Origin of the sequence: Spirosoma taeanense, from assembly GCF_013127955.1 — a bacterium.
Classification (GTDB): Bacteria; Bacteroidota; Bacteroidia; order Cytophagales; family Spirosomataceae; genus Spirosoma; species Spirosoma taeanense.
In genome coordinates this window covers 2,886,619-2,911,674 of sequence record NZ_CP053435.1, presented here as the reverse complement: position 1 = coordinate 2,911,674, position 25,056 = coordinate 2,886,619, and the positions used below count along the sequence as shown (strand labels likewise).

General features: G+C 56.6%; 19 protein-coding genes. 6 read left to right on the top strand and 13 right to left on the bottom strand.

Translation table 11 applies throughout. The features are described from left to right. Positions 1–506: 506 nt before the first annotated feature. Positions 507–1,364 (bottom strand): sterol desaturase family protein, encoded by an 858-nt coding sequence (locus HNV11_RS12210; RefSeq protein WP_171739927.1) that lies wholly within the window; start codon positions 1,362–1,364, stop codon positions 507–509. 293 nt (positions 1,365–1,657) lie between these two features. On the opposite strand from HNV11_RS12210, the gene HNV11_RS12205 reads away from it, so the two are divergent. After that, entirely contained in the window at positions 1,658–2,554 is an 897-nt protein-coding gene (locus HNV11_RS12205) for a sugar phosphate isomerase/epimerase family protein (RefSeq protein WP_171739926.1), read from the top strand. Positions 2,555–2,643: 89 nt separating this feature from the next. On the opposite strand, the gene rho is transcribed toward HNV11_RS12205, so the two are convergent. After that, on the bottom strand, positions 2,644–4,866 hold the full coding sequence (gene rho / locus HNV11_RS12200; protein WP_171739925.1) for a transcription termination factor Rho: 2,223 nt from the start codon (positions 4,864–4,866) through the stop codon (positions 2,644–2,646). A gap of 616 nt (positions 4,867–5,482) precedes the next feature. Between rho and HNV11_RS12195 the strand changes: the two genes are divergently transcribed. From HNV11_RS12195 to lptC, 3 genes are all read left to right on the top strand, one after another. After that, a complete protein-coding gene (locus tag HNV11_RS12195) occupies positions 5,483–6,262 on the top strand; it encodes a type III pantothenate kinase (RefSeq protein WP_171739924.1) in 780 nt (259 codons plus the stop codon). Further along, complete coding sequence (locus HNV11_RS12190; RefSeq protein ID WP_240163407.1) at positions 6,219–7,535, top strand: hypothetical protein; 1,317 nt, start codon at positions 6,219–6,221, stop codon at positions 7,533–7,535. Before HNV11_RS12195 ends, HNV11_RS12190 begins: the two co-directional genes overlap by 44 nt. Positions 7,536–7,597: 62 nt before the next feature. After that, entirely contained in the window at positions 7,598–8,155 is a 558-nt protein-coding gene (gene lptC, locus HNV11_RS12185; protein WP_171739923.1) for an LPS export ABC transporter periplasmic protein LptC, read from the top strand. 26 nt (positions 8,156–8,181) lie between these two features. On the opposite strand, the gene HNV11_RS12180 is transcribed toward lptC, so the two are convergent. The 11 genes from HNV11_RS12180 to HNV11_RS12130 all read right to left on the bottom strand — a co-directional run bounded on the left by HNV11_RS12180 (position 8,182) and on the right by HNV11_RS12130 (position 21,150). Next, complete coding sequence (locus HNV11_RS12180) at positions 8,182–8,601, bottom strand: c-type cytochrome (protein WP_171739922.1); 420 nt, start codon at positions 8,599–8,601, stop codon at positions 8,182–8,184. Continuing rightward, the gene (locus HNV11_RS12175) at positions 8,598–9,266 is read right to left on the bottom strand and encodes an SCO family protein (RefSeq protein ID WP_240163406.1); all 669 of its coding nucleotides are present in this window, start codon (positions 9,264–9,266) and stop codon (positions 8,598–8,600) included. Before HNV11_RS12175 ends, HNV11_RS12180 begins: the two co-directional genes overlap by 4 nt. Next, positions 9,235–9,690 carry a viral A-type inclusion protein gene (locus tag HNV11_RS12170; protein WP_171739920.1) on the bottom strand — a complete coding sequence of 152 codons (456 nt, stop codon included), beginning with the start codon at positions 9,688–9,690 and terminating at the stop codon, positions 9,235–9,237. Before HNV11_RS12170 ends, HNV11_RS12175 begins: the two co-directional genes overlap by 32 nt. 66 nt (positions 9,691–9,756) lie before the next feature. Next, positions 9,757–11,430 carry a DNA repair protein RecN gene (recN, locus tag HNV11_RS12165; protein WP_171739919.1) on the bottom strand — a complete coding sequence of 558 codons (1,674 nt, stop codon included), beginning with the start codon at positions 11,428–11,430 and terminating at the stop codon, positions 9,757–9,759. Positions 11,431–11,570: 140 nt separating this feature from the next. Further along, complete coding sequence (gene porD, locus HNV11_RS12160) at positions 11,571–12,485, bottom strand: type IX secretion system protein PorD (RefSeq protein ID WP_171739918.1); 915 nt, start codon at positions 12,483–12,485, stop codon at positions 11,571–11,573. Between the two features lie 10 nt (positions 12,486–12,495). Next, positions 12,496–13,758 (bottom strand): bifunctional phosphopantothenoylcysteine decarboxylase/phosphopantothenate--cysteine ligase CoaBC, encoded by a 1,263-nt coding sequence (gene coaBC / locus HNV11_RS12155; RefSeq protein WP_171739917.1) that lies wholly within the window; start codon positions 13,756–13,758, stop codon positions 12,496–12,498. A 114-nt stretch (positions 13,759–13,872) separates the two neighbouring features. Beyond that, a complete protein-coding gene (locus HNV11_RS12150; RefSeq protein WP_171739916.1) occupies positions 13,873–17,037 on the bottom strand; it encodes a PAS domain-containing sensor histidine kinase in 3,165 nt (1,054 codons plus the stop codon). 175 nt (positions 17,038–17,212) lie between these two features. Next, positions 17,213–17,527: a DNA-directed RNA polymerase subunit omega gene (locus HNV11_RS12145; protein WP_171739915.1), complete on the bottom strand. Its 315-nt coding sequence runs from the start codon at positions 17,525–17,527 to the stop codon at positions 17,213–17,215. Positions 17,528–17,581: 54 nt separating this feature from the next. Continuing rightward, entirely contained in the window at positions 17,582–18,475 is an 894-nt protein-coding gene (locus HNV11_RS12140; RefSeq protein ID WP_171739914.1) for an outer membrane protein assembly factor BamD, read from the bottom strand. 120 nt (positions 18,476–18,595) lie between these two features. Next, positions 18,596–19,252 (bottom strand): T9SS type A sorting domain-containing protein, encoded by a 657-nt coding sequence (locus tag HNV11_RS12135; protein WP_171739913.1) that lies wholly within the window; start codon positions 19,250–19,252, stop codon positions 18,596–18,598. Between the two features lie 95 nt (positions 19,253–19,347). Next, positions 19,348–21,150, bottom strand: coding sequence for an OstA-like protein (locus HNV11_RS12130; RefSeq protein ID WP_171739912.1), 1,803 nt, complete (start codon positions 21,148–21,150; stop codon positions 19,348–19,350). Between HNV11_RS12130 and tilS the strand changes: the two genes are divergently transcribed. Together tilS and HNV11_RS12120 are read left to right on the top strand one after the other, a co-directional pair. After that, positions 21,085–22,524, top strand: a complete 1,440-nt coding sequence (gene tilS / locus HNV11_RS12125) for a tRNA lysidine(34) synthetase TilS (RefSeq protein WP_240163405.1) — start codon at positions 21,085–21,087, stop codon at positions 22,522–22,524. The genes HNV11_RS12130 and tilS overlap by 66 nt on opposite strands. A 168-nt stretch (positions 22,525–22,692) precedes the next feature. Further along, positions 22,693–24,975 carry a carboxypeptidase regulatory-like domain-containing protein gene (locus HNV11_RS12120; RefSeq protein ID WP_171739911.1) on the top strand — a complete coding sequence of 761 codons (2,283 nt, stop codon included), beginning with the start codon at positions 22,693–22,695 and terminating at the stop codon, positions 24,973–24,975. Positions 24,976–25,056 lie beyond the last annotated feature (81 nt).

The window sequence follows — 25,056 nt, the reverse complement described above, 5'->3', positions numbered from 1 at the left end:
TCCCCGCGCCGACAAGCTAGCCCAAAAATAGGACAAAAGCAAGGGGAGGTAGGGAGCATCTCCGTACAACGACCGTGAGGGTGAAGCCGGGGAGCGTAGCGACAGCGGCTTACACCCTCACGATGTTGTACGAGCGTCGACCGGCTCGACCGACAGCTTGACTGTCCGTTTACACCCATCCAGTCCGGGGGATGGGCTGAAGCGGTTGGCCGTGCATTTTTGGGCTAGCTTGTCGGGAGCTTTGTAAGCGAGCTTCCCCGCGCCGACAAGCTAGCCCAAAAATAGGACAAAAGCAAGGGGAGGTAGGGAGCATCTCCGTACAACATAGTATTGTACGCGATTTCGCGGAACTATTCGCTTATAAATCATTAGTAATAAAAGGATTATAGTTCCGCGTTTTTATTAAGTGAACTTCCGTCTTATATTGGTAAATGAGGACCTTGGAGCTAATTTATCAAAACGAAGTGACTAAGCGGTAGGTCACTGTATCATCAAGATTGCAGCACTCACTTTTCTCTTAACTGCTTGGTTGTTTTTCGAGTACCATCGTGGCTCCAGCCGGGCGGGCCGAACACGTAACCCAGGGCGTTGCGGAACGATCCGGCCCGGCGCAGGTCGCGGGCAATGTCGGTCCATTCGTGGAAGGCAATCCGGATGGGGTTGTGCGAGTCGATATTCCGGGTCAGGCCGTAGGTTGGGCGGGTGCGTTCGGGTTCGAAGGTGCCGAACAGCCGGTCCCAGATGATGAGGACGCCCGCGTGGTTCTTGTCCAGGTACTCCAGGTTCGAGCCGTGGTGAACGCGGTGGTGCGAGGGCGTATTGAAAATGAACTCAATCGGTGCCGGAAATTTCCCGATGTGTTCGGTATGAATCCAGAACTGGTACAACAGGCTGATGGCCTGCATGGTCATCACGGCCACGGGCGAGAATCCCAGCAGCGGCAACCAGATCCAGAACACCCACGCACCCGACAGGTTGCCCGTCCAGGTCTGGCGAAGCGCCGTGCCCAGATTATACTTCTTCGAGGAATGGTGGACGACGTGCGAGGCCCAGAAATACCGGCTGCTGTGGCTGATGCGGTGGAACCAGTAGTAGCTGAAATCGTCGGCGAAGAACAGCACAACCCAGGCCCACCACTGGCTCATATCGACCGTAAAGAGCCGGAACTGATACACCAGCGAATAAGCGCCGAACACAATCACTTTCCCCACGAACCCCACCAGCACGTTTCCGATGCCCATCGCCAGACTCCCCGCCGTGTCTTTGGCATCGTAATAATCTTTCTGCTGGATGGCCGTGACAATAACCTCCGCGACTAACAGCAGAATAAAGCCGGGAATGGCGTATTGAATCAGATCTTTCACTGGGTGTCAGGGATTTAAACAAATATACAACCGCGTATCGTCTTGCCGAATCATCAGCTGTCGGATCAGGAAAGTTTCGGTTAAATCCAAGCGTTCGGTTTTGCGGAATATAGTCTAAACAGAACCTAATGGCCGCCCGATGGCTCCGGTCATTCCCCAAAATGCCTGCATAGGTAGCGACAATTGCCTGGATGGCGTAACTTGTTGCGGTTAACCTGCTGCGCCTATCCGCCTGTTCGTCGGGTATGTCGGATGAAAGAGCAGTTGAGTTCCTGAACCTTAAACCATAAACAATGGCTGATTTGCATTCAGTATCCAGACGTAATTTTCTGAAAACTTCCCTGGTCGGTGTAGTTGGGACGGACACACTGATGCGAGCGGCTGTAAATGAAGCAAAGCCCGCTGCATTTTCGTTGCCCCTGGGTGTATGTACGGCCTATAAAAACGTTCCGTTGCTGAAAGAGCTGGGGTGTTCCTTCGTGGAGGAGAGCGTCGGGCGGTTTCTAATTCCCGATTCAGGCGATGGTGGTTATCAAACAAACCGGCAGGAATTGCAGGCGGCCGCGTTTCCGGTCCGGTCATACATCTACTTTTTTCCGGGTAATCTGAAGTCGGTCGGGCCGGAACTGCACCACGAAGCGATTTTACAACGCGCCGACCTGGCGCTCAGGCGGGCCAAAGAATGCAGCTCGCAGAATATTGTGTTCGGCAGCGGTGGCTCGCGGGCCATTCCGGAGGGCTTCGACCAAGCGCAGGCTAAAGCCCAGCATATAGAATTATGCAAAAAAATGGCTCCTCTGGCCGAAAAGCACGGGGTAACCCTCGCCGTTGAGCCTCTCAACCGGGGCGAGACGAACTTCATCAACAGCTTAGCCGAGGGGGTAGAAATTATCGAAGCGGTTGGGAATCCATGGCTGAAACTGCAGTGCGATATTTACCATATGCTCAAAGAAAACGAACCGCCATCGGAAATCATCCGGTACCGCCGTCACATTGTACATTGTCACATTGCCGAAAAACGAAGCCGGACCGCCCCCGGTACGGACGGTGACGACTTCAGGCCGTATCTGCATGCACTGAAAGAAATCAACTACCGGGGTGGGCTATCCCTGGAATGCAACTGGACGAATTTCGAGCCGGAAGTAAAACGCGGGATCGAGACACTGAAAACGCAGCTTAGTGAGGTTTGAGCACCTGAACTGACTTGAAAACGGGCGCCAGATACAAACAAAAAGCTCCGGCAACGGAGCTTTTTGTTTGATGGACAGTACGGTCAACGTTAGCGGTTCATCGAGATCAGAAACTCTTCGTTGGTGCGCGTTCCTTTCATGCGGTCGAGCAGGAAGTCCATGGTTTCCATGGGGTTCATGTCGGCCATATGCTTGCGCAGAATCCAGACGCGCTGCAGGGTTTCCTTATCCAGCAGCAGGTCTTCCCGGCGCGTTCCCGACGCCAGAACGTCTACGGCGGGGTATACCCGCTTGTTGGCCAGCTTACGGTCGAGCTGGAGTTCCATGTTGCCGGTGCCTTTGAATTCTTCGAAAATCACTTCGTCCATTTTGGAGCCGGTGTCGATCAGGGCTGTAGCGATGATGGTCAGCGAACCGCCGTTCTCAACGTTCCGGGCGGCACCGAAGAACCGCTTCGGCCGGTGCAGGGCGTTGGCGTCTACACCCCCCGACAGAATCTTACCCGACGAAGGCACAACCGTGTTGTAGGCCCGCGCCAGACGCGTAATCGAATCCAGCAGGATCACCACATCGTGGCCGCACTCCACCATCCGCTTGGCTTTTTCGAGCACCATGCTCGACACCTTTACGTGCCGGTCGGCCTGCTCATCAAACGTGGAGGAGATCACCTCGGCATTTACGCTGCGGGCCATGTCCGTTACCTCTTCCGGCCGTTCGTCGATCAGCAGCACGATCAGATACACCTCGGGGTGGTTCTTGGTGATGGCATTGGCGATTTCCTTCAGCAGCACGGTCTTACCCGTTTTGGGCTGGGCCACGATCATCCCGCGCTGGCCTTTGCCAATCGGGGCAAACAGGTCCAGTACCCGCGACGAATAATTTTCGGGCCGGTTACTGAGGTGCAGCTGCTCTTCGGGGAAGAGGGGAGTCAGGTACTCGAACGGAATCCGGTCGCGGATTTCTTCGGTCGTTTTGCCGTTGACGGTCGAGACGCGCAGCAGGGCAAAGTATTTCTCACCTTCCTTCGGCGGACGAATCGCTCCGCGCACCGTATCGCCGGTTTTCAGGCCGAACAGCTTAATCTGCGAGGGCGATACGTAAATATCGTCCGGGCTGGCCAGGTAATTGTAATCGGCCGAACGCAGGAAGCCGTAGCCGCCGTCCTGCATGATCTCCAGCACCCCTTCGTTGTCGATGATACCATCGAACTCGCGGATGTGCTGGTTGTACTGCCGGCGGATGCGGTTCTGGTATTCCTGAGCCTCCCGCGACGGCTGCGGAACCTGTGGCTGAGCCGCCGGGCCGTTTCCATTCTGTGGCTGGTCAGACTGCTGCGCTGGCTGCGTTTCCGTGGAAAGGTCGGTGGTGTCAGCGCCCGGATCGGTGGACGGAGTTCCGTTGACATCCGACTGCATGTTCGGGGCGTTGTCGTCGGATACAACCGTGGGCGTTAGAAACTCTTCGTCGGGCTGGACGTAATTTAGCGCCACTTCGTCGGTAACCACCCGCTGGGTACGGGGACGCTGGTCGCGCGGATTCCGGGGGCCGCCATCCCGTGCATCGCGACGCATGGCGCCGTTTTCGCGCAGGTTGTCGTTGCGGTTCGCGTCCTGACGGGGTCGGTTGGCCGCGTCGCGGGGGCCGGGCTGATTCCCCTCGGGGCGCTGGCCGCGCTGGCGGTTTGGGTCGGGCCGGTTAGGCTGACCGTTTTCCCGTTCTGCACGTGGGCCGGGCATCCGGTCGCTTTCGGGCCGGGGCTGCACCGGCTGGGTGGGTGTTTCAGGGCGCTGGGCCTCCGACGCGGCTTCGGGTTGCGGTTGTTCAGTACCCGTTGCCTGTGCATTCGCAGCCGGCCGCTCGCGGTTGGCGCGGGGCTGGCGAAGGGGCCTGGCATCTTCCGGGAAGGTACCGGGTTGGGTTTCGCTGGCGGGCGTTCCTTCGGTGGCCGTCATGCCGTCTTCCGGGGTTGGCGGAGGGGTATCGGCGGCACTGGCGTCGCGCCGAACGCGCTGGCGGGTCCGGCTGCTGTCGGGTGCCTCGGTGGTGCGGGCCGGGCCAGGAGCAACTGGCGGCTCGGCGGGCGTTTCCGCTTCGGGTTGGGCGGCTTTGGTCCGCCGACCCCGGCGGGGTGCTTCGTTCACCGGAGCCGCTTCCTCAACGACTTCTGCCTGCGGGTTGACGGCCTGTTCACTCAATATCTTATAAATTAATTCTTTCTTCTGGTATTTGGCAATGTTCGTGATGCCAAACTGCTCGGCAATGGGCTGAAGCTCTGATAGAAGCTTCATGTCTAATTCTTCCTTTGTTAACATAAAAGTCGGGTTACGATAAACCTCAGGGCAACTGATTGGGTGGTGATACGATTGGAGTGAAACGCGACGTGAACGTTCGCCGGGAGGCTATCTGGGGCTACATACGATGGCTGCTCGAACCACCGATTGCCGAACCGAACGAAGGTTCAGATCTAGACGTAATCAAACTGGGTTAACTGTGAAATAAGACGTGGTTTGCTTGATCCAAACACGGGAGTCTGGTGGGGCCAGACGCGGTGGCTAACAAAACGTTTGGGAAATCGGAAATCCGTGGCAGCCGTGAGTCGCTGTTTAGGATGAATACTACCTGGTCAGCAGGTTTGATACGAACAAAGGTAGTGTTTTGGTCCGGTTTTGTCAATAGAACGTATTTTAATAAAAAATGTTTCCCGAACGCTGGCTGTTAGACGTCAGCCGCTCAAAAAGTTCAGCCTCGGCGTACCCGGCGATCGGTCCCGCTCAGGCCGGAAACGATCGCTGTCTGGCCCCGATTCGCCGGGGCGCCTTCCTTAAAATATCTTAAAACGATAAAATTTGACAATGTTTGCACCCCCAACCGTCGTTACCTCTCCGGCACACGACCCGCCGGTACGACGATTTTGGGGACCGTACTGCTATGAATCTGGTAATTGACTGGGGAAATTCAAGCCTGAAAACTGGGTGGTTCCGGGAAGACAAACAAATCGTTACCGGCCATTACCCTTCGGTGGATGCCCTACTGGCCGAACTGGACGGGGCTTCGCCGGGACAACCGGCACACGTCCTGGTTTCGTCGACGAGCCGGCCTGCCGATGAGATTCGGGCGGGGCTGTCGGGGTTGAACAGCGAGATCAGGATTCTGGATGCGCAGACGCCGGTGCCGATTCGAAAGGCCTACGATACGCCCCATTCGCTCGGCACCGACCGGGTAGCCGCTGCGGTGGGTGCCGCCAGCCTCTTTCCGGATCAGGCCTGTCTGGTGCTCGATCTGGGCACCTGCCTGACGGCCGACTTCGTGGACCCGGACGCTACGTTTCAGGGCGGGCTGATTTCGCCGGGGCTGCGGATGCGTTTCCGGGCCATGCACGAGCAGACGGCCCGCCTGCCGCTGGTTGAGCCGCCGACGGATGGGCACGGCCTGGACTGGCCGGAGCTGACGGCCAAAAATACCCGGTCGGCCATGCTGAGTGGCGTGGTCAACGGGCTGGCTTTTGAGATGAACGGGCTGCTGGATGCATACCGCCAGAAGTGGCCGGATTTAGTCGTTGTCCTGTGCGGGGGCGATGCGTCCGTCTTTGAAAGTCATTTGAAACCCCCGATATTTGCAGTACCGGAGCTGGTGCTGGTGGGATTGAATCGAATTTTACGCTATAATGTTGAGAATTTACACGCGCACACGCCGGGTACTACAAATTAGTTTGCTGGCGGTTGCCGCGACGACGTCCATCGCGCAGGGACAGGGTTTAGGCAACTCACCCTATTCGGCGCTGGGCATTGGGGAGCTTTACCCCGATGGGAATATAGCCAACCTGGGCATGGGAAATATCGGGGTGAGTAATGCCAGTCCGTTCCACCTGAATCTGCAGAATCCGGCGCTGCTGGGCACCCGACCACCCTATACAGTCTTTGAGGTGGGGCTGGTGGGGCAGTCGAAAGCTCTCAGTCAGACCATCAGCAATGCTACGCAGACCCAGCGGGATTTTGGGGGGAACCTTGGCTACCTGGCGCTGGGCTTTCCCGCAAACTCGCGCTGGAGCATGTCACTCAGTCTGCGCCCGTATACCTACGTGGATTACAACACCCGCCAGTACCGGCCCATCCCGGGAACGATCTACGAGGCCGAATACAATTACAGTGGTCGGGGTGGACTCAATAAGGCTTCCTACGCCAGTGGCTTCCGGCTCGGTAAATCTGTTTATTTAGGGGCCGAAGCTTCCTTTCTGTTTGGCAACATCACCAACTCGTCGGATTCGCGGGTGCTGATCAATGACTCCAACGCGGGGATTCAGGATACCCGCGTAAGCCGCCTGAACCGCGTCAATTACAGTGATATCGTCTGGCGGCTGGGCGCGGCCTGGCGGCCTAAACTCAGCAAGGAGTGGGGGCTGAACTTCGGGGTTACTTACGATCCGAGCACCCAGGTCAAGGCCCGCGAAACGGATATCTACCAGCAGACCTCCCTCGCCGGCGCGACGATCTCGGCCGCCGATACACTCCGTTCCAACACCGATGGACAGGCGACTCTGCCGCAGCAGCTCCGCTTTGGCATCAGCCTCGAACGCATCAACCGGCTACTGATCGGCGTGGACGTTGGCTTACAGAAATGGGCGCAGTACCGCACCGTTACCGGCCAGCCGGGCAATCTGGTGAATGGCCTGAGCATAGCAACGGGGCTGGAGTATACGCCGAAGCCAACCTCAACCCGTTACCGCGATCTGATTACGTACCGGGCCGGGTTTCAATATAACCAGTTACCGTTCCGCGTAGACGGCACGCAGATCAACGACGTAAATGCCAGTATAGGCCTGTCCCTGCCGGTAGGTGCCTACTATGTCAACCGCGCTACGTTATCGATTATCGGCGGCCAGCGGGGAGCCCTGACGGGTACGCAGATCCGGGAGCAGTACGTCCGGATCGGGATTGGTTTCTCCCTCACTGATCGCTGGTTCCGTAAGTCGGTTATCGACTAATTCCTCCGCAAACTTACCCACCCGGATCGGTGTTATCCGAACAGTACCGACCCGGATTTTGAATGAGAATGCATAGTGTGCCCTCTATTAATCTGATTCTGATAGCCGTATTAAGTGGTCTGCTGCTGGCCTGCGATGAGCCGAAGCAGGTTAAAAAAGTCGCGCCCTATCAGGGGCCAGTTGAGGAAATCAATGATGTCCGGCTGCTGTACAGTGAAGCCGCGATGCTGAAAGTGAAGTTAACGACGGCCCGGCAGTTTCGTTATGCCAACGATAACCGGACGTACCCTAAGCCGGTGCATATCAGCTTCTACGGACCAACGGGGGCGGAGGTGACAACCCTGCGCTCCGACTCCGGGCGTTACGATAAAGCCAAAGACCTGTATACGGTTATGGGCAATGTGGTCGTCATCAACAAAGAAAAGCAGGAGAAACTGCTGACGCCCGAACTAAGCTGGAATCCGGCGACCAAGAAGGTGTTTACCGATAAGCGCGTGGCCGTTATCAGCCAGCAGACGGGCGAGAAGCTGTACGGTCTGGGCCTGGATGCCAACCAGGATTTTTCGCAGTACTCCATCCGCAAGCCAACCGGCGTTTTCAACGTCGAAGGTGGGCTATAGCCAACCGGTCAACTGCGCCGGATCGGCTAGTTTCCGCACTGTTTCAATACGGGCGTAACGGCTTTCACATCCGTCACCTTTGACTCGCCCCCCCATTCGTTATACAGGTAGGTCGTGAGCTCGGCCACTTCCAGATCGCTCAATTGGGGCTGGGCGGGCATGGGGCGGTTGTAGGGTTTGCCATTGACCACAATCGGGCCCTGCTGGCCATAGCGAATCAGGCAGATAACCTTGTTCTTATTGACCAGATAATCGGAACCCGCAATGGGCGGATACAGAGCAGCCAGCCCCTGACCTTTGTCCTGGTGGCAGTTGGCGCAATGCGTTTTATAGAGCAGAATTCCCTCGGTAATATAGCGCTGGCGCTTGATTTCTTCCTCGCTCTGGCAGGAGAGAGTCCCAACGAGTAACAGCAGCGCGGCCAGACTTCCGGCTAATCGGATCATGATTTTTCTTCGGCCAGCAGCCGGTCCATATCCTTCATGAGTTTGTCCACGCCGTCTTCCGTTGTGCCGTCGTAAACCCCCCGGATGTGTTTGTTTTTATCGACCAGAATGAACGCTCCGCTGTGTATCACCCCACCGGGGGCCGATGCGTCCTGCTGGGCGGTGACCATGTAGCTGTTCTGACCAATGTCATAGATCGTTTCCTTGTCGCCCGTCACGAACAGCCACTGCCGACCCGTAACGCCGAGGTTATCGGCAAACTCCTTGAGCATCGGCACGGAATCATGGGCGGGGTCAATGGTATGCGACAGCAGCATGACGTCCGGATTGCCTTTGAACTTCTCATAGACCCGTTTGAGCTGCACCTTCATTTTGGGACAGATCGTCGGGCAGCTCGTAAAAAAGAAATCGGCCACATAAACTTTACCGTTCAGGGTTCTGGCCGTAACAGTATCACCGTACTGGCTGACAAACGTGAAATCGGGAATGGTATGATACACCGAGTCCGTAACGGCTTTTCCGTTCACTGTGCGCGTAACGGTGGTTCGTTCCCCTAAAATCGGCAGTTTATCGTCGGCCGGACTGCAACTGAGAACCGCAGCCAGCAAACCCGTCAGGATCGCCCAGCGACTTCTATTTATCCAGATACTGGCGGGATTGGGCAAGGCTGGTATTGATTTTTGTTTTAACATCGGAAATTTTATCTTTTTGCTGCTCCAGGTAGCGCAGCGCTTCTGCCGAAGGCAACTTGGTTAGCGTATCGTTCTTGTACTGGGTCATCCAGTTCATCATCAGGCTGTCGGCCTCGGTCAGATCCCGGAGGAGTCGGCGGGCCTGTTCCTGCTCTTCGCCGGTGCGGAGCGTAGCCGAGGCTGAACCCGAAGCGGCCGTGCTGTCGAGCGCAGCGATCCGCTGTCGAAGTTTTTTGCGCATCCGCATCATGTCGTCGAGCTTGGGCATAACCTCGTCATGGATCGCAAAGACGTCGTTTTCGGCTTTTTTTACGGCTTCTTCGCCGGATGGACTGCAAGCCAGGAAGGCTATATTCAGGGCCAGAAAGCCCGCTACTGGAAGGAGAAATTTGGTCATGAACTCGGTTAATTAATCAGAATTACCCCGGCCGGATACCTGAATGGGTCGCCAGCCGGGATGCCTTTATTTAGCCACTGCGGTGGTTCGCTGTTTCAGAATCTCCCGGGCGTTTTTAAGCGCGCTGGCAGAAGGGTTCTTGCCGCCGATCATCTGGGCAATCTCATTTACCCGCTCATCGAGGGTTAGTTTCTTGATCCGGCTGACGGTCTTGGCCGCCGAATGGTCTTTGTAGACGAAATAATGGGCCGTGCCCTGGGCCGCAATCTGATGAAGGTGCGTAATGGCGATGATCTGGTGGCTATGTGCCATGTCGCGCATCATGTTCCCCATCTTGATGGCGATTTCCCCCGAGACACCGGTATCAATTTCGTCGAAGACAATCGTCGGCAACGAGCGTTTGCTGGCCAGGATATACTTGATGGCCATCATCAGCCGGGAGAATTCACCCCCCGACGCTACGTTCTTCAGCTGCTGTGGCTTAACCCCCTTATTCGCGCTGAACAGAAACGAGATCGTATCGACACCCGTCTGAGTGGGCTTACCGGTTTCGGCCTGAATTTTCAGGGAGGCATTGGGCATGCCGAGGTCGTGCAGCAGCCCGCCAATTTCGGCCTCAATGGGCTGCAGGACAGCCTGCCGGGCGGCCGACAGGGTCTCGGCACTGGCCAGCAGCTGCGTCCGGGCGGCTTCGGTCTGTGTTTTGGCGTCGGCCAGTTCGTCGTCCAGATTGAGAACCTTGCTCACTTTCTGGCTCAGCTCGTCGCGCAGTTCAATCAGCGCGGTAACATCCTTAACCTGGTGCTTGGTCTGAAGCTGATAGAGCAGGTTCAGCCGTTCCCGGATGGTTTCGGCCCGGGTGTCGTCTATCTCAACGCGGTCCTGCTCGGTACTGATTTCGTCGGCCAGGTCGCGGAGTTCAATCAGGCTGCTCTGCGCCCGCTGCTGCAACTGCTCATACTGGTCAGAGAGCTTGCTGATATACGCCAGATTGCTGACGGCTCCCTTCAGGAAGTCGATCACCGACTGCTCCGTATTGTCGAGGTATTCGTAAGCCAGTTGCAGGCGTTCCTTGATCTCCTCGGCGTTTTCGAGAATGTTCAGCTCCTGTTCGAGCGATTCCTGCTCGTCGGGCTGCAGCTGGGCTTTGCTTAATTCCTCGAAAAGAAAGTTGTTGTAATCAAACTCCTTGCGCATGGCCGAAGCTTCGGCCAGCAGTTGGTCAAAGACCGCCTTTCGGTTACGGTACGTCTGGTAATCCGATCGGTACTGGCGCAGCAGCGCATCGTCCTGCGCGTAGGTGTCGACAATCTCCAGCTGGTATTCGTTCGAGCCAAGCAGCACTGAATCGTGCTGGGAATGGATATCCATGAGCTGGCTCGTGACGCGCCGGAGTGTTTCCAGATTCACGGGCGTATCGTTGACGAACGCCCGCGACTTGCCGCTGACGCTGATTTCCCGCCGGACAATGCAGGTGTCGGCGTAATCAAGTTCTTCCTCCTCGAAGATCCGCTCGATGATATAACCCGAAACGCCGAACGTGCCTTCAATGATGCACTTCTGTTCGGGGTTATACAGAACCCGCGTGTCGGCCCGGTTACCCAGCAGCAGGCCAATGGCGCCCAGCATGATGGATTTGCCGGCCCCGGTTTCGCCCGTAATGATATTCAGCTCCCGGTCGGGGACCAGTTCGAGCTGGTCAATCAGCGCGTAATTTTTTATCAATAAATGCGATAGCATACATGAAGCTCCTTACTTAGCTAACAATGCCAGCCGGGGTGCGGTTCAACGAGTTTAGGGTTCTGGGCAACGAGTTTCTTTTTTTATTGAGCCCGGTTTTCGGGCCGATCACCGGACGCGGGGTCGGAAACACCACCGGCCTACTGACCCGTGCTGACCAACTTCCGGTAGACTTCCGTTTTAGCCGGGTCCAGATACGCCAGCAGATCGAAGGCCCGTTTTCGCTCGGTAGACGTTCCTTCGTAGAGGATATTGTACAGTTCCTGCGATTTAGCGTCAAAAAACGAGTTGATCAGCACCGAGTTCGGTAGCTGCAGGCCGATGCTGCGGATGGTGGAGAGCAAATCGAGGGTTTGTTTGCGCACCTGGACCGGATTGGCCGCGAAAACATCTAGGCCCAGCCGATGATACGTGTACATGGCATCGCGAAACGGGATCAGCTGCTGATTCTGCAGGTTCTCGATCAGCCAGTAGCGGTTGCGCCGGTCGCCCCCGGTTTGCCAGGCACCGTTGGGCGACCCCTGCTGGGCCAGATTTGTAATGGCGTAGGCCCGCTGCACGAACAGGTTTCCCCCCCGACGGCTGAACGAATCGTAGTCGACGGCCAGAATGACGTTGGCATAAAACGCCAGCAGTGAGGTCAGGTCATCGGAAAACTGGTTCTCGCGGTAATAGACCGGGGTGGTGGGCAGGTACACAAAATTGAACGCCCGATCGACGTAGCTGAAGGTGGTGGTTTCGTAGTTTGTGCCGTAAACGGGCCGGGTAACGACAATCTGCGCCGTTGCCTCAAAGGCGCCCTGGGTCAGTGATTTGACCAGGTTGATGTTCAGCGAGCAGTTGATCCGCTCGGCGGCCGTAAACTGGTCGTTGCTCCACCGCCGGGTGTTCATGAACTCGGAGATAATTCCTTTCAGTTGATTGACGTATGAAAAATCGGTTTTCTGCTGCGCAAACAACTGATCGGAGTTGACCGTCACCTGGCAGTTGAGCTCCTGCGCGCTGGCGGTCAGCACGCAGCCCAGCAGAAGAATAGCGATCCGGATAAAGTTCATGGGAAAACGATCAGGGTTCGTGTTTGTTGAGCGAATCGGCCACCAGGGCCACCAGATCCTGCGCGACTTCGTTTTTTGATTTTAGCGCAAATTCGTGGGTTTGTTCGTCTTTATCAATAACGGTGATTTTATTGGTGTCGTGTCCAAAACCCGCCCCGGCATCGCGCAGCGAGTTCAGCACAATCCAGTCCAGGTTTTTAGCGTGGAGTTTTTTGAGCGCGTTAGCCTGCTCGTTATCCGTTTCCAGCGCAAAGCCCATTAGCCACTGGCCCCGTCCTTTGCGGGCTCCGAGCGTAGCGGCAATGTCGGTGGTTTTGGTCAGTTCCAGCGTAACGGTATCGTCGGTTTTCTTTATCTTCTGGCTGGCCGGGAAAGCGGGTCGATAATCGGCTACGGCCGCGCTCAGAACCACGATCTCGGCCCGGGCAAACTCGGCCTCAGTGGCCTCGAACATCTCCTGAGCCGATTGAACGTTGATGCGCCGGATTGCGGGATGCGGCACGGCCAGCGCCGTTGGGCCGCTGACGAGCGTTACGTCGGCGCCCGCCCTGACAAACGCGCCCGCCAGGGCGTAACCCATCTTGCCCGTGGAGTGGTTGCTGATAAACCGGACGGGATCGATGGGTTCCTGAGTCGGACCAGCCGTAATCAGCACCCGCCGGTTGGCAACGGGCAATGGGCCAGGGGATGGGGGAACGGAGAACGAATCGAATGAGCTTTTGCCGGGCTGATCTGCCCAGAAGGTTTCCAGCGTCTGCAGGATCGTTTCGGGTTCGGCCAGTCGGCCTTCGCCCACCAGGCCGCTGGCCAGCTCGCCGTGTTCGGCCCGGATGATTCGGTTGCCGAACGATTCGAGTCGGCGCAGGTTGTCAACCGTCGCGGGGTGGTGGTACATATCGAGGTCCATGGCCGGGGCAAAAAATACCGGACAGCGGGCCGACAGGTACACCGCCGACAGCAGATCGTCGCAGAAACCGTGGGCGCAGCGCGCCAGCGTGTGCGCCGAGGCCGGAGCGATCACCAGCGCGTCGGCCCATAGCCCCAGTTCAACGTGGTTGTTCCAGCGGCCTTCGTCGGTATTGCTGACGAAGGCTGACAGGACGGGCCGCTTCGACAGCGTAGCCAGCGTCAGGGGCGTAATAAAGGTTTGTGCCGACTCGGTCATAATAACCTGCACCTCAGCGCCGGCTTTCACCAGCAGCCTCGTCAGCAGGGCCGATTTATAGGCCGATATACTGCCTGTTACGCCGAGTAAAATTCGTTTTCCGTTCACGCCACTTATGAAGTTGACCCCGAAGCTGGCCACTCGAATGCGGCCGGGATCCGGTCGCTAAGATAATACATTCGCGTCAGCTAAGCAGTGCGGTTTGCCGGAGAACTTGGGGGCTTACGCTTCCATTCGCGTCACGGGCAGATACACGCTGAACGTAGCGCCCTGACCGGGCTGACTGCTGGCCGTGATCGCTCCGCCGTGGTTGATGGCTACTTTCTCGCAGATGGCCAGCCCGATGCCCGTACCGGCAAACTCGTTCTTGCCATGCAGCCGCTGAAAGACCTGAAAAATCCGGTCGATATACTTTTCGTTGAACCCAATGCCGTTGTCGCTTACGTCGATGCGGTGGTAAAAGTCGGTCTGGCGGGCGGGCTGCACGGAAGCGGGCAGTTCATCGGTTGTCACCTGCCCGGCGCTAACCTCAATCACCGGCGATACGCCTGGCTGCCGGAACTTCAGCGCGTTGCTCAGCAGGTTCTGGAACAGCTGCCCCAGCTGAGAGGGGTCGCCCTGCACGGTGGGCAGGGGTTCCAGGCTCACCACCGCTCCCGTTTCCTGAATGGTGAGGTCCAGATCGGTCAGGACAGTATGTACCACATCCGTGAGCGATACCGGAGCGCTGGCTTCCTGTCGGGTCGAAATCCGGGAGAAGCTCAGCAGGTCCCGGATGAGGATTGACATCCGGCTGGCTGCCGACTGCATGCGCTGCAGATGGTCAACGCCTTCGCCTAACTGGACTGCGTACTGGCTCCGCAGGATGTCGCCGAAGGATTGAATCTTACGTAAGGGCTCCTGCAAATCGTGGCTGGCGATGTAGGCGAACTGCTGCAGATTTTCGTTCGACCGCTGCAGGTCCTGCACCGATGCCCGCAGCTGCTGGGTCCGGAGCTGAACCTGCCGCTCGAGTTCCTCCTGCGCCATCCGGCGGGCGGTAATATCCTGGGTTACGCCGATGATCCGGGCTGGCTGACCCTCGTCGGAATCAATGACCAGTCCGGCTGCTTTCACCCAGTGCAGGGTGCCGTCAGGCCAGATAACCCGATACTCGGCATAGTAGGGGGTCCTAGTCCCGATCGCCTGATGGATCTGCTTCTGTACCTTAGGCCGGTCGTCGGGAACAATTGCCTGTATCAGGTCATCGAAGTTGAAGGTGACCTCAGGAGCCAGTCCGAAATTGGCTTTGCATCGGGCGGTGCAGGTCATCTGATTCGTGGCGAGATCAAGGTCATACGATCCTAACCGACCAGCTTCCAGCGCCAGACTCAACCGCCGGGTAGCCTCGGCCAGATCAGCCTGCGTAGCTTCAACCTTCTGCCGGGCAACCACCTGTTCCGTCACTTCAATGGCGGTCACGAGCACGCCATACAGTTCGCCGGCTGTATTGCGCAGCGCTTTATAGATATAATTAAAATAGCCGGTATAAGGCTGCCCGTATCGATTCAGGATAATCTGTTCTTCGGGCTGGTAATGCGTTTCCCCGCTCGTAAACACATGCCGCAGCCGCTCGTGCAGGGGCGTTGCGTTCAGTTCGGGCATAGCCTCCCCGAACGGCTGGCCAATAATGGCCGCGTCGCGGCCCAGTATGGCCAGCATGTTTTCATTGGCGGTCTTGATGAGCATATCTTCGCCCACGAGAACCAGCTTGGCTACCGGCGCATTTTCGATAATACTGCGGGAGAACAGTTCGCTTTCTTCCAGCCGATGCCGGGCTTTTATTTCTTCGGTAACATCAATAGCGATGTCCAGAATGGCATAGACCTTGCCTTCGGCATCAAACAGCGGGGTATAGGTGATATTGTAGAAGTTATGGGTCATAACTCCGTGCTGCACAATATTGACCTGCGTACCAAAGCTTTGAAACATGCTGCCCGACGTATACACATCGTCAAGGATCTGCAGGAATGGCTGACTTTCCAGTTCCGGCATCACTTCCCGTAGCGGCTTGCCCGAGATGTTGGGCCCCTTGCCGACAATATCAATGAACGCCTGGTTGGGCAGCTCCACAATTAAATCCCGCCCGACAAACAGGCCCATGGCCGCGGGAGCCGTGGCAATCACTGAGCGTAGTTTAGCTTCGCTGGCTTCAATCGCCCGCCGGGCAACGACCTGTTCGGTAACATCGACGGCCGTATCCATGATCCCATAGATTTCGCCCTCGGCATTACGCAGGGGCTTATAGGTAAAGTCGAAATAATAAGTCCCCAGGACGCCGTTTACCTTTAATTCGGCCCGGGCGGCTCTGGCTTCATAGGGCTCACCGGTGGTGAATACTTCATCCAGAATCTGGAGGAACGGCTGGCCGACCAGCTCCGGCACGGCCTGTTGAAGCGGCTGGCCGATTACGGACCGGTCTTTACCCCAGAAACCAAGCATAATCTCATTGGCAACGTCAATGCGCATGTCCCGGCCAATGAATAAACAGGTTGCTACCGACGCTTCTTCGATAAGGCTCCGGAAGCGGGCTTCACTGGCTTCGAGCGCCTGGCGGGCCTCCACATGCTGGGTAATGTCGGTGACGGAAACGACGGCGCCATCGTCGAGCTTAACCACCGTAGCGGCAAACCAGCGGCTGACGCCCTCGTTCGTGAAATGGATGTCTATCTGCCGGGTATCGCCCGTGTCAATGACTTCTTTAAGCGTCTGGAACAAATCCTGCTGCTGGAAGTCGGCGAGAACGGCCGAATAACGCTGGCCAACCAGATCGTGGCGGTTCGTGATCTGCCCGGTGACCCGGTTCACCAGCTGGTACTCAAAATCAACGAGTTTATGCTGCTCGTTCCGGATACTTTTCAGCACACTGATGCCTGCCGCCGAGCTGTCCAGAACCGACTGGAGCAGGTTCGTCAGTTCCTGCCGCTGCCGCCGGTGCATGACCTCCTGGGTAACCTCCTGCGCAATACCGGAAAACCGGTACGCCAGACCCTGTTCATTAAAATACGCCTTGCCCTGGCACCGCAGCCAGCGCACCCGGTCGTCCTCGGCCCCTATGGTCCGGAACTCAATATCATACTGACCATCCGACTGCGGGCGGAGTGCCTGCTGGACAGCCGCATGCACCCGAACCCGGTCGTCGGGGTGCATATACGTCAGCACCTGATTGTAGGGAACCACGTCATCTTTCGAAAAGCCATACAGTTCCTTACATCGGTCGTCCCAGCGAACGATCTGACGGATCGGGTCCAGATCCCAGGTGCCGATACCAGCCGCCTGCAGGGCAAATTTTAACCGCTCAATCTCGGCGTCACTATCTTGATTTAATGGTGTATGCGGTCCGATCATGCAGGACGAACAGTTGACGATAGTTACTTAACGATTCAGCCGTGAATCTGTCTATGAACGGTTGTGAACAGCGACGGCAAAGTTATGGGCAGCAACCGACCAGCTGAATGCAGGCTATATATAAAAAGCCGCCTGGCCTGATGACCCTGCGGCTTCCAAAACGTATAGTGTTTGCTTACGGCTGGGGTTCTTCGTCGTTGTACCGCCAGTATACCTTGCCTTCCAGAAATTCGTCGGTTGCGATGGAAGTAGGCTTGGGCATCCGCTCGTAGAACTTCGAGATTTCAATCTGCTCCCGGTTTTCAAATACCTCTTCGAGGTTATCAACCGCCGACACAAACTCGGACAGCTTGTTGCTCAGTTCCTCTTTATTTTTGGTCGCAATCTGGCGGGCACGCTTCGAAATAATCGAAACCGATTCATACAGATTGCCCGTCAGGGCCGCAATCTTGTCGTTATCGCGGGTAATAATGGATTGGTTGGTTGCCATATATTTAAAATTAGTAATTAAGGCGGGGACCGGCGTTGCCGGACGACTCACCACTTAGTTCGCGGCCGTTACCTTCGCCGGGCGATTGGTCTCAGACTCCTTCAGTTTTTCGCGTTCCTGTTCTAACTTTACCAGCCGTTCAATTTCCTTCTGGCTGGACTCATACATTTTCTCGGCCTGCTTCAGGTACTTGCTGTTCGGGTATTTATCCACGAACGCCTGGTAGTAACCAATCGCTTCCTGATAACGTTCCTTCTGCTTCGTTTCCAGGCTGTTCTGCGCCAGACTGTACTCCGCATCGACCTTCAGGAAGGCCAGTTCCTCGTTGTACTCCGAATCCGGAAATTCTTTCTGGAAGTTATTAATCGCAATCACCGACGACTTATAGGAAGCAATGTTAAAGCCGCTGGTCCTGTAGTACAGCTTTGCTTTCTCATAGGCTTTCCGCTCCAGCTTCTGGCGCAGGTCAAGAATGAGTTTAGTGCATTCATCGCGATACTGGCTGTCCGGATAGGCGTTGATAAAGTCCTGCAGAGCCGCGGTTGCCGTCAGTGTATTCGACTGGTCGAGGTTAAACTGGGGTGTATCCTTGTAGAGCGAGTAGGCATACATATACATGGCCTCCTGCGCGTGATCGGACCGGGCAAAGGTCTCGTAGAACTTCTTGAATAACGTGGCACTGAGCAGGTACTGCTGCTGGCGATACTGGGTATAGGCGTAATAGAACTGGGCCAGCTCCGACTCGGTGCTGCCTTTCAGAACCGGGATCAGTTCCTCAAACAACAGGCCGGCCCGATACCAGTCACCTTTTTTATAGTATTCAACGGCTGCCTTGTATTTCTCGTCGTCGGTGCCGTTCTTCTGGAGTTTCGAGAACGAGCTGCAGGACGTGAGCAGAAAGACAAACCAGGCTCCTAAAAGAACCTGCAGGATAAGACGCTGTTGCATAGGGGGGCAAAGATACAAAAAAATACGGGCTACACCGATTAAACGATGACTTGACCCGTATAGTGCCGCAACCTGCCCGGCAGGGGCTTGGCTTTACGAAATATTAACAGCCGCCCGGGCCTACTGGTGCCGGACAAGCAGCTTCTTGGTCGCTACTTTTTTACCATCCAGGGAAAGCTGATAGAAATAATAACCGGTGGCCAGATCGCGGGTCACAATACGAACCTTACGCTCGTTACGTTCCAGCTCGTACTCGGCCACGGGCGAGCCCAGGACGTTGAGCAGAATCAGCTTCGCTTCGCCGATGGGGCCGGAGATCTGGTAATCAATTTCGGCGGCTTCGCTGGCCGGATTCGGGTAAATGTTCGATACCGTAATCCGTTCGCTGGTATACATATGGTCTTCGGCCTTCAGCTCGGGTTCGGCCCCCGAGCGCAGTTCGCTCACGGCCGCAGGCGTTTCTTCGGTAGCCGCCGGGCGGGAAGCTGCTTTGGTCGTTGGCCGGGCCACCAGCAGCGAACGATAGTATTCGTTGATCGGGGTGTTTTTACGGAGTATGTTCGGTCGGTCGAGGCTCTGGTAGGCCGGAGCCGTTACCAGCGAAAACCGCTGGGCAGGCATCGCCGGGCTGGTTGCTTTCCGGCTTACGGCCGTGCGCCCCAACTCCAGCCGGCTACCCTTGCGGGCGTCGGAATCGCGCGGGGCAATCTGCGCCCGGAGCGGAGTGGTGGCCGCCAGTAAGACGGTCAGAAAACCAATAAGTATACATTGTTTCATAATTATTTACTTCAGGTACACACGTACTCACCACAAACCTATTCATCACAAAAGACAAAGTCAACGGCGTACTATCTAAAAAATTGTTAAATAAGTCAATTATTACCCCTTGGAACGAATTTCTTAGCCAAAGGTTTAGCTGAGGCTCTGGTTTTTAACGGCTTTTTATTCGCGGGCTGTTCGGCCGGGGGCGTTTCGAGCCATAAGACCTGGGCTTTGTTCGGTTTTTCGGCTTCACGCCACCGGAATCCGTCGAGCTGTTTGGCTTCGTCGGTAATTTCCTTAGGCGGAATCAGCTCCGCATCCGGCTGACCGTAAAAGCGGATCCGTCCCACCTTGTTGTCGGCAAACTCTATGTTCATCCGGCTGCATTCCACGTGATTCAACCCAATCAGCTTATTCGTTTCGTCGACGGCATAGTAGATACTTTGTCCGTTGCCTTCTACGATCACCCGATCCAGGGTTGTTTCTTCCTGCATCGGAGCCGTGGTGGACACGGGCGCCGTTCCCTTGGCCAATACGCCGGATTGGGGGGCTTTCGTTGCAGCCGGGGAGGGTTTTCGGGCGGAACCGGCGGTTGCGCTGGCCGATGAACCCGCTTTGGCCATGGGTGCCGCATTGGGTTTCGTGACGAAATAAGCCGTTACCGTGCGGCCTTTGATCTGGTTGAAGTTTTTGAGCGTATCGAGTGAAATTACGAAAGACCTGCTCTTGAGGAACATGGTGCTGATGCGGTTGTTTTTCAGCAGCGCCCGCATCGAGTCGGCTTCCATCTGGTACTTGTTCTGACTCCAGACAATCGGCTTTTTATAAAAATAGATGGTCGAATCGGCCGTATCGTAAAGCAGGGAGTCGCACTTGCTCTGCAGGTCCGACTTATAGACAAACACGTTTTTCTGACCCAGCAGCCGGCGCGTATTGGTGACTTTATTGTCGAACGAAAACAGCGTATCGGCGCGCAGAAACAGCGTGTCAGCGCTGACTATACTCCGGGCGACGGGGTGGCCAGTTACCCGGGAGATTCCGGCTTTCCCGTTATAACGAACGTGATCCCCCGTGATGACGGCTTTCCGGTCTTTAGCCACCATGACCACATTCCCCCGGGCAATCCCCAGCTCGGAGACATTGTCGTAGTAAAGCGTGTCGCCGGTGAGCCGGTATTTCGGCGTATCGACGGTGGCCCGGCGCTCGAAATTCGAGATGCCCGTGGTGGTGTTGTACTGACCGGCCACGGCTGTCAGCACGCCGTCTTTGTTGGTAATGCGGGTCGGGCCCTGAAACGTTGCGATGCGGGTCAGGGAATTATACAGCAGCGAATCGGCCGTCAGCGTACCTTTGGGGTTGACGAGCCGGACGTTCTGGCGGAACGTAAACAATTTGCTGCGGGTATCATAATAACCTTCCCGGCTGGTCAGCACGTTTTCTTTGTCAACAATACGGCCGGGGGTGGGGTAATGGGCTATACCCGCCAGCATGTCGTAATCCAGCTGGGCGGTCGTTAAGGTCATTTTCCGGTCGCGCATAATCACATGGCCGCGCAGATTAGCCTGCCGGGTATTACCGTAATAGAACATCGTATCGCCCCGGACGCTGATGGTGTCGCCTTGAATCAGCCGGACGTTCCCGTAGGCTTCGATAACGTTGGTCGTTACGTTCTGGATGGCTAGGTTGCAGTACATTAAAACGCCTTTCTGCCGGAACCGGACGTTGTTATAGATTTTCCGGATGACCTGACCGGGCTGGCTTAAGCCAACCAAACTGTCGGCGCCGGGCAGCAGCTCAACTTTGTCGCCACCCCCCGCTGGCGGCCGACCAACCTGCGCCCCGGCGTTGTGGGAAACGAACAGGGATCCGGCAACGAGAAGCAGGGCAAGAAAGCGAAACAACAGACGAACCATAACGACAAAACTACGGCTTCGGGCCGATACCGGATGTTGGAGCAGCGTTTTTTAGGATTTATTAACGACAATCGACTAATCGGTCCCGCCGACCGGGTCCTGCTGGCCGTCAGTGGCGGCCTGGACTCGGTAGTCATGGCCGAGGTCTTTTTCCGAACGGGACAGTCCTTTGCCCTGGCGCATGTTAACTTCGGTCTGCGCGGGGTGGAGTCCGATGCCGATGCTCACTTTGTTCAGAACATAGCGGCCCGGTACGGGGTTCCGTTTCACCTGACCCGCTTCGATACGGCCTCCGTAGCGACCGAACGGGGTATTTCTATCCAGATGGCCGCCCGGGATCTGCGTTACGACTGGTTCGCGCAATTGATTCAGGCGCATGGGTACGCCAGCGTGGCTACGGCCCACCACCAGAATGACGTGCTGGAAACTCTGCTGCTCAATCTGACGCGGGGCACGGGCCTGGCCGGGCTGCATGGGATTGCCGCCCGGCAGGGATCGGTCATCCGGCCGCTGCTGTTCGCAACCCGCGATGAGCTGAAGGACTATGCGGATACCCACCAAGTAACCTTTCGGGAAGACCAGTCCAATGCCGACGACACGTATGCCCGGAACCGAATCCGACATCACGTAGTGCCCGTCCTGGCCGAATTGAATCCGGGCCTGTGGCAAACCTTTCCGCGCACGATCGGGCGGCTTCGGGCGGCCGAAGTGTTGATGCAGGCCGAACTCGACCGGTCCTGGCAGACCATCACCGAAACAGAGGGCGATAGAACGCTGCTGCGAACGAATGCTCTGCTGGCGCTGCCCGAACCCGCCTTCCGGCTGGGAGAGTGGCTGAAGCCGTTCGGCTTTACGCTGGATCAGGCTGGGCAGATGCTCGACGCGTTAAGTCGACCGCCGGGGCAGGTCTTCCAGTCGGCAACGCACCGGGTGACTCACGAGCGCAGCGGGTTGCTCCTGACCCACCTAACACCGTTAGATTGGCCGGAAATCCGCCTGGACGTCTGGCCGGACGCACCGATTGACGTAGCGGGGCGTTTCTGGCTGACTATCGAGACGATGCCCCGGCCGATCGATTTCAAACTGCCTGCCGACCCAAATATAGCCTGTCTGGACGCCGACCGGCTGAGCTTTCCGCTGCTCCTTCGGCCCTGGCAGCTGGGTGACCGATTTCAACCCCTGGGGCTGCAGGGCCATAAGCTCGTCAGCGATCTGCTGAATGATCTGAAATTGAGCCGAGCCGAACGGGAAGGAACCCTGCTGCTGCTCTCGGGCGGACAGATCGCCTGGGTCATCGGCCGACGCATCAGTCACCACGTCCGGATCACTCCGCAAACCAGGCGGGTGGCACGGCTGGTCTGGGTAGCGCAGTAGGCTTGTGGCAGGCTGACGAGCCTTTGCATTCGGAAAACTCGTATGTTTAAGGTTTCGGGGGCAGTCTGGCGGGGCGGAACGGGCATGGACCAGATCTTAGGTCCTGAATTGGCATCCTATTTGATACGTATCAACGTAAACCCATAGGATATTAACCACAGTGTATTCATGAATCGAATTGTACGGGTTTTGCTCATGGCGGGACTGGCGCTTGGTAGCCTGACGGCTCAGGCGCAAAGCATACGTTTACGAGCAGCTAATAAGCATTTTGATAACCTTAGTTACGTCAGTGCGATACGGGCGTATGAAGAGTTTCTGCGGGCCGACAAACAGAAAGACCCCGCTGAAACCCGCGAAGCCCTGACCAAACTGGGGTATAGCTATCGCAAACTACAGGATACCCGTAACGCCGAGCGGGTCTATGCCGATCTGATCAGGGCGTATACCGACCTCGACAGCGAAGTGTATCTGTACTACGCGCAGTCGCTGGCGGCTAACGGCAAATACCGCGAGTCGCAGAAGATGTATAGCCAGTACGGGGAAAAGCAAAGTCAGGACCTGCGCGGACGCCGGTTTACCGTGTCGTACATGGACATGAGCCGCTTTTATCAGGATTCGTCGTCGTACCGGCTCCATAACCTGCCCATCAACTCGCGGCAGGCGGATTTCAGCCCTATGTATTATAAAAACGGTCTGGTTTTTGTGTCGGCCCGCGACGAATCAGGGGCCGTGAAGCGGGTGTTCAGCTGGAACCAGACACCGTTTCTGGACATGTATTTTCACCCCGATACCACGCAGCTGCGGGCGCCCAGTCCCGAGCCAAACCGGCCGGCCAACGCGGCTGTGCTCGGCAGCGGAGATACCCGGCCCACGACCAGCGACCTTGCGGGGAGCGGAAACCAGCCCCTGACGAAAGCTGAACTGTTCAGCCGGACGCTGAATACCAAATACCATGAAGGGCCAATGACCTTCACGAAGGATCAGAACATGATCGTCTTTACCCGCAACAATACCAGCAAAGGCAAAGCGGGGAAAAGCTCGGACGGGATCAAAAAGCTCAAACTGTATTCGTCCATCAACAAAGGCGGGAAATGGGTGGACATTCAGGAACTGCCCTTCAACAGCAACGAGTATTCCGTGGGGCACCCGGCGTTTTCGCCTGACAATACCCGAATGTATTTTGTATCGGATATGCCCGGCGGCTACGGCGGTACGGATATTTACGTAGTCGAGTACCAGAACGGCCAGTGGGGAACGCCCGTCAACATGGGCAAGGAGATTAATACGGAAGGCAACGAAATGTTCCCCTTTGCCGACGAGAACGGCAACCTGTATTTCTCTTCCGACGGCCACGAAGGGCTGGGCGGGCTGGACGTATTCTATGCTGAGCTGAAGGATGGCGTAGCCTTTAAAGGGGTGCAGAACGCAGGAGCGCCCATTAACTCCGAGAAGGATGATTTCGGTTTCATCACGGATAGGTACCGCACCAGCGGCTACTTCAGCAGCAATCGAAAGAAGGGCGTCAGCGATGACGATATCTATTCCTTCCGGCGAATCTGCAAGCAGCTGAATATCTTTGTATACGATGCCAAAACGGGCTCACCGATCGAAAACGCCGACGTGCGGATTCTGCGGAACGGCTCCAACCAGGACCTGCGCGTGACGAGCGTCGAAGGGCGGGCAGAGCTATGCGTGGACGTGAATACCGACTACGAATTTAAGGCCGTGAAAGAAGGCTTCGCCATGAACAGCGTCCGTTTTTCGACGCTGACGCAGTCGGCCAGGCCGGTCATGAGCGTATCCATTTACCTCGAACGTGCCGAGAATATGCTCGTGCGGGGTGTAGTTAAGACAGAGGTTAACCAGCGGCCCGCCCCTGGGGTAAAAGTGACGCTGCGGAATGAAAAGGATAAATCCGAACAGACCGTAACGACAGGCCCCGACGGAGGATACGAGTTTGATACGAAGCCGGGCGCGCCCTACACGATTACGGCCCAGAAAGATCGCTACGCTACCAAAAAGACCCAGTACAGCAAACCAAAGCGAAATGCCAAAGTCATTACGGATTCGCTCGGTCTGTATGGCGTGGGCGACATTTTCCAGCTCAAGAACATCTATTACGACCTCGATAAGTTCTTTATCCGTGCCGATGCCGCCCGCGAACTGGACCATGTCGTAGCCCTTCTGAAGGAGTATCCGCAGATGAAGATCGAACTGCGTTCGCATACCGACGCCCGGGCGACGGATACCTATAACGTCCGCCTGTCGGAAAACCGCGCCCGGGCCGCGCTCGACTACCTGATCTCGCGGGGGATTCAGCCCGACCGACTGGTCGCCCGCGGTTACGGCGAGAGTGAGATCATCAACGGCTGCGTGGATGGCGTGAACTGCACCGAAATCGAACACCAGCTGAACCGACGGACCGAGTTCAAGATTGTGGCCGTACAGTAGCGGTACCGTAAGCAACTACGTAAAAAAACGTCGGCAGAACGAAGATGATATGTCTTATTCGCCGACGTTTTTTTACGCCCG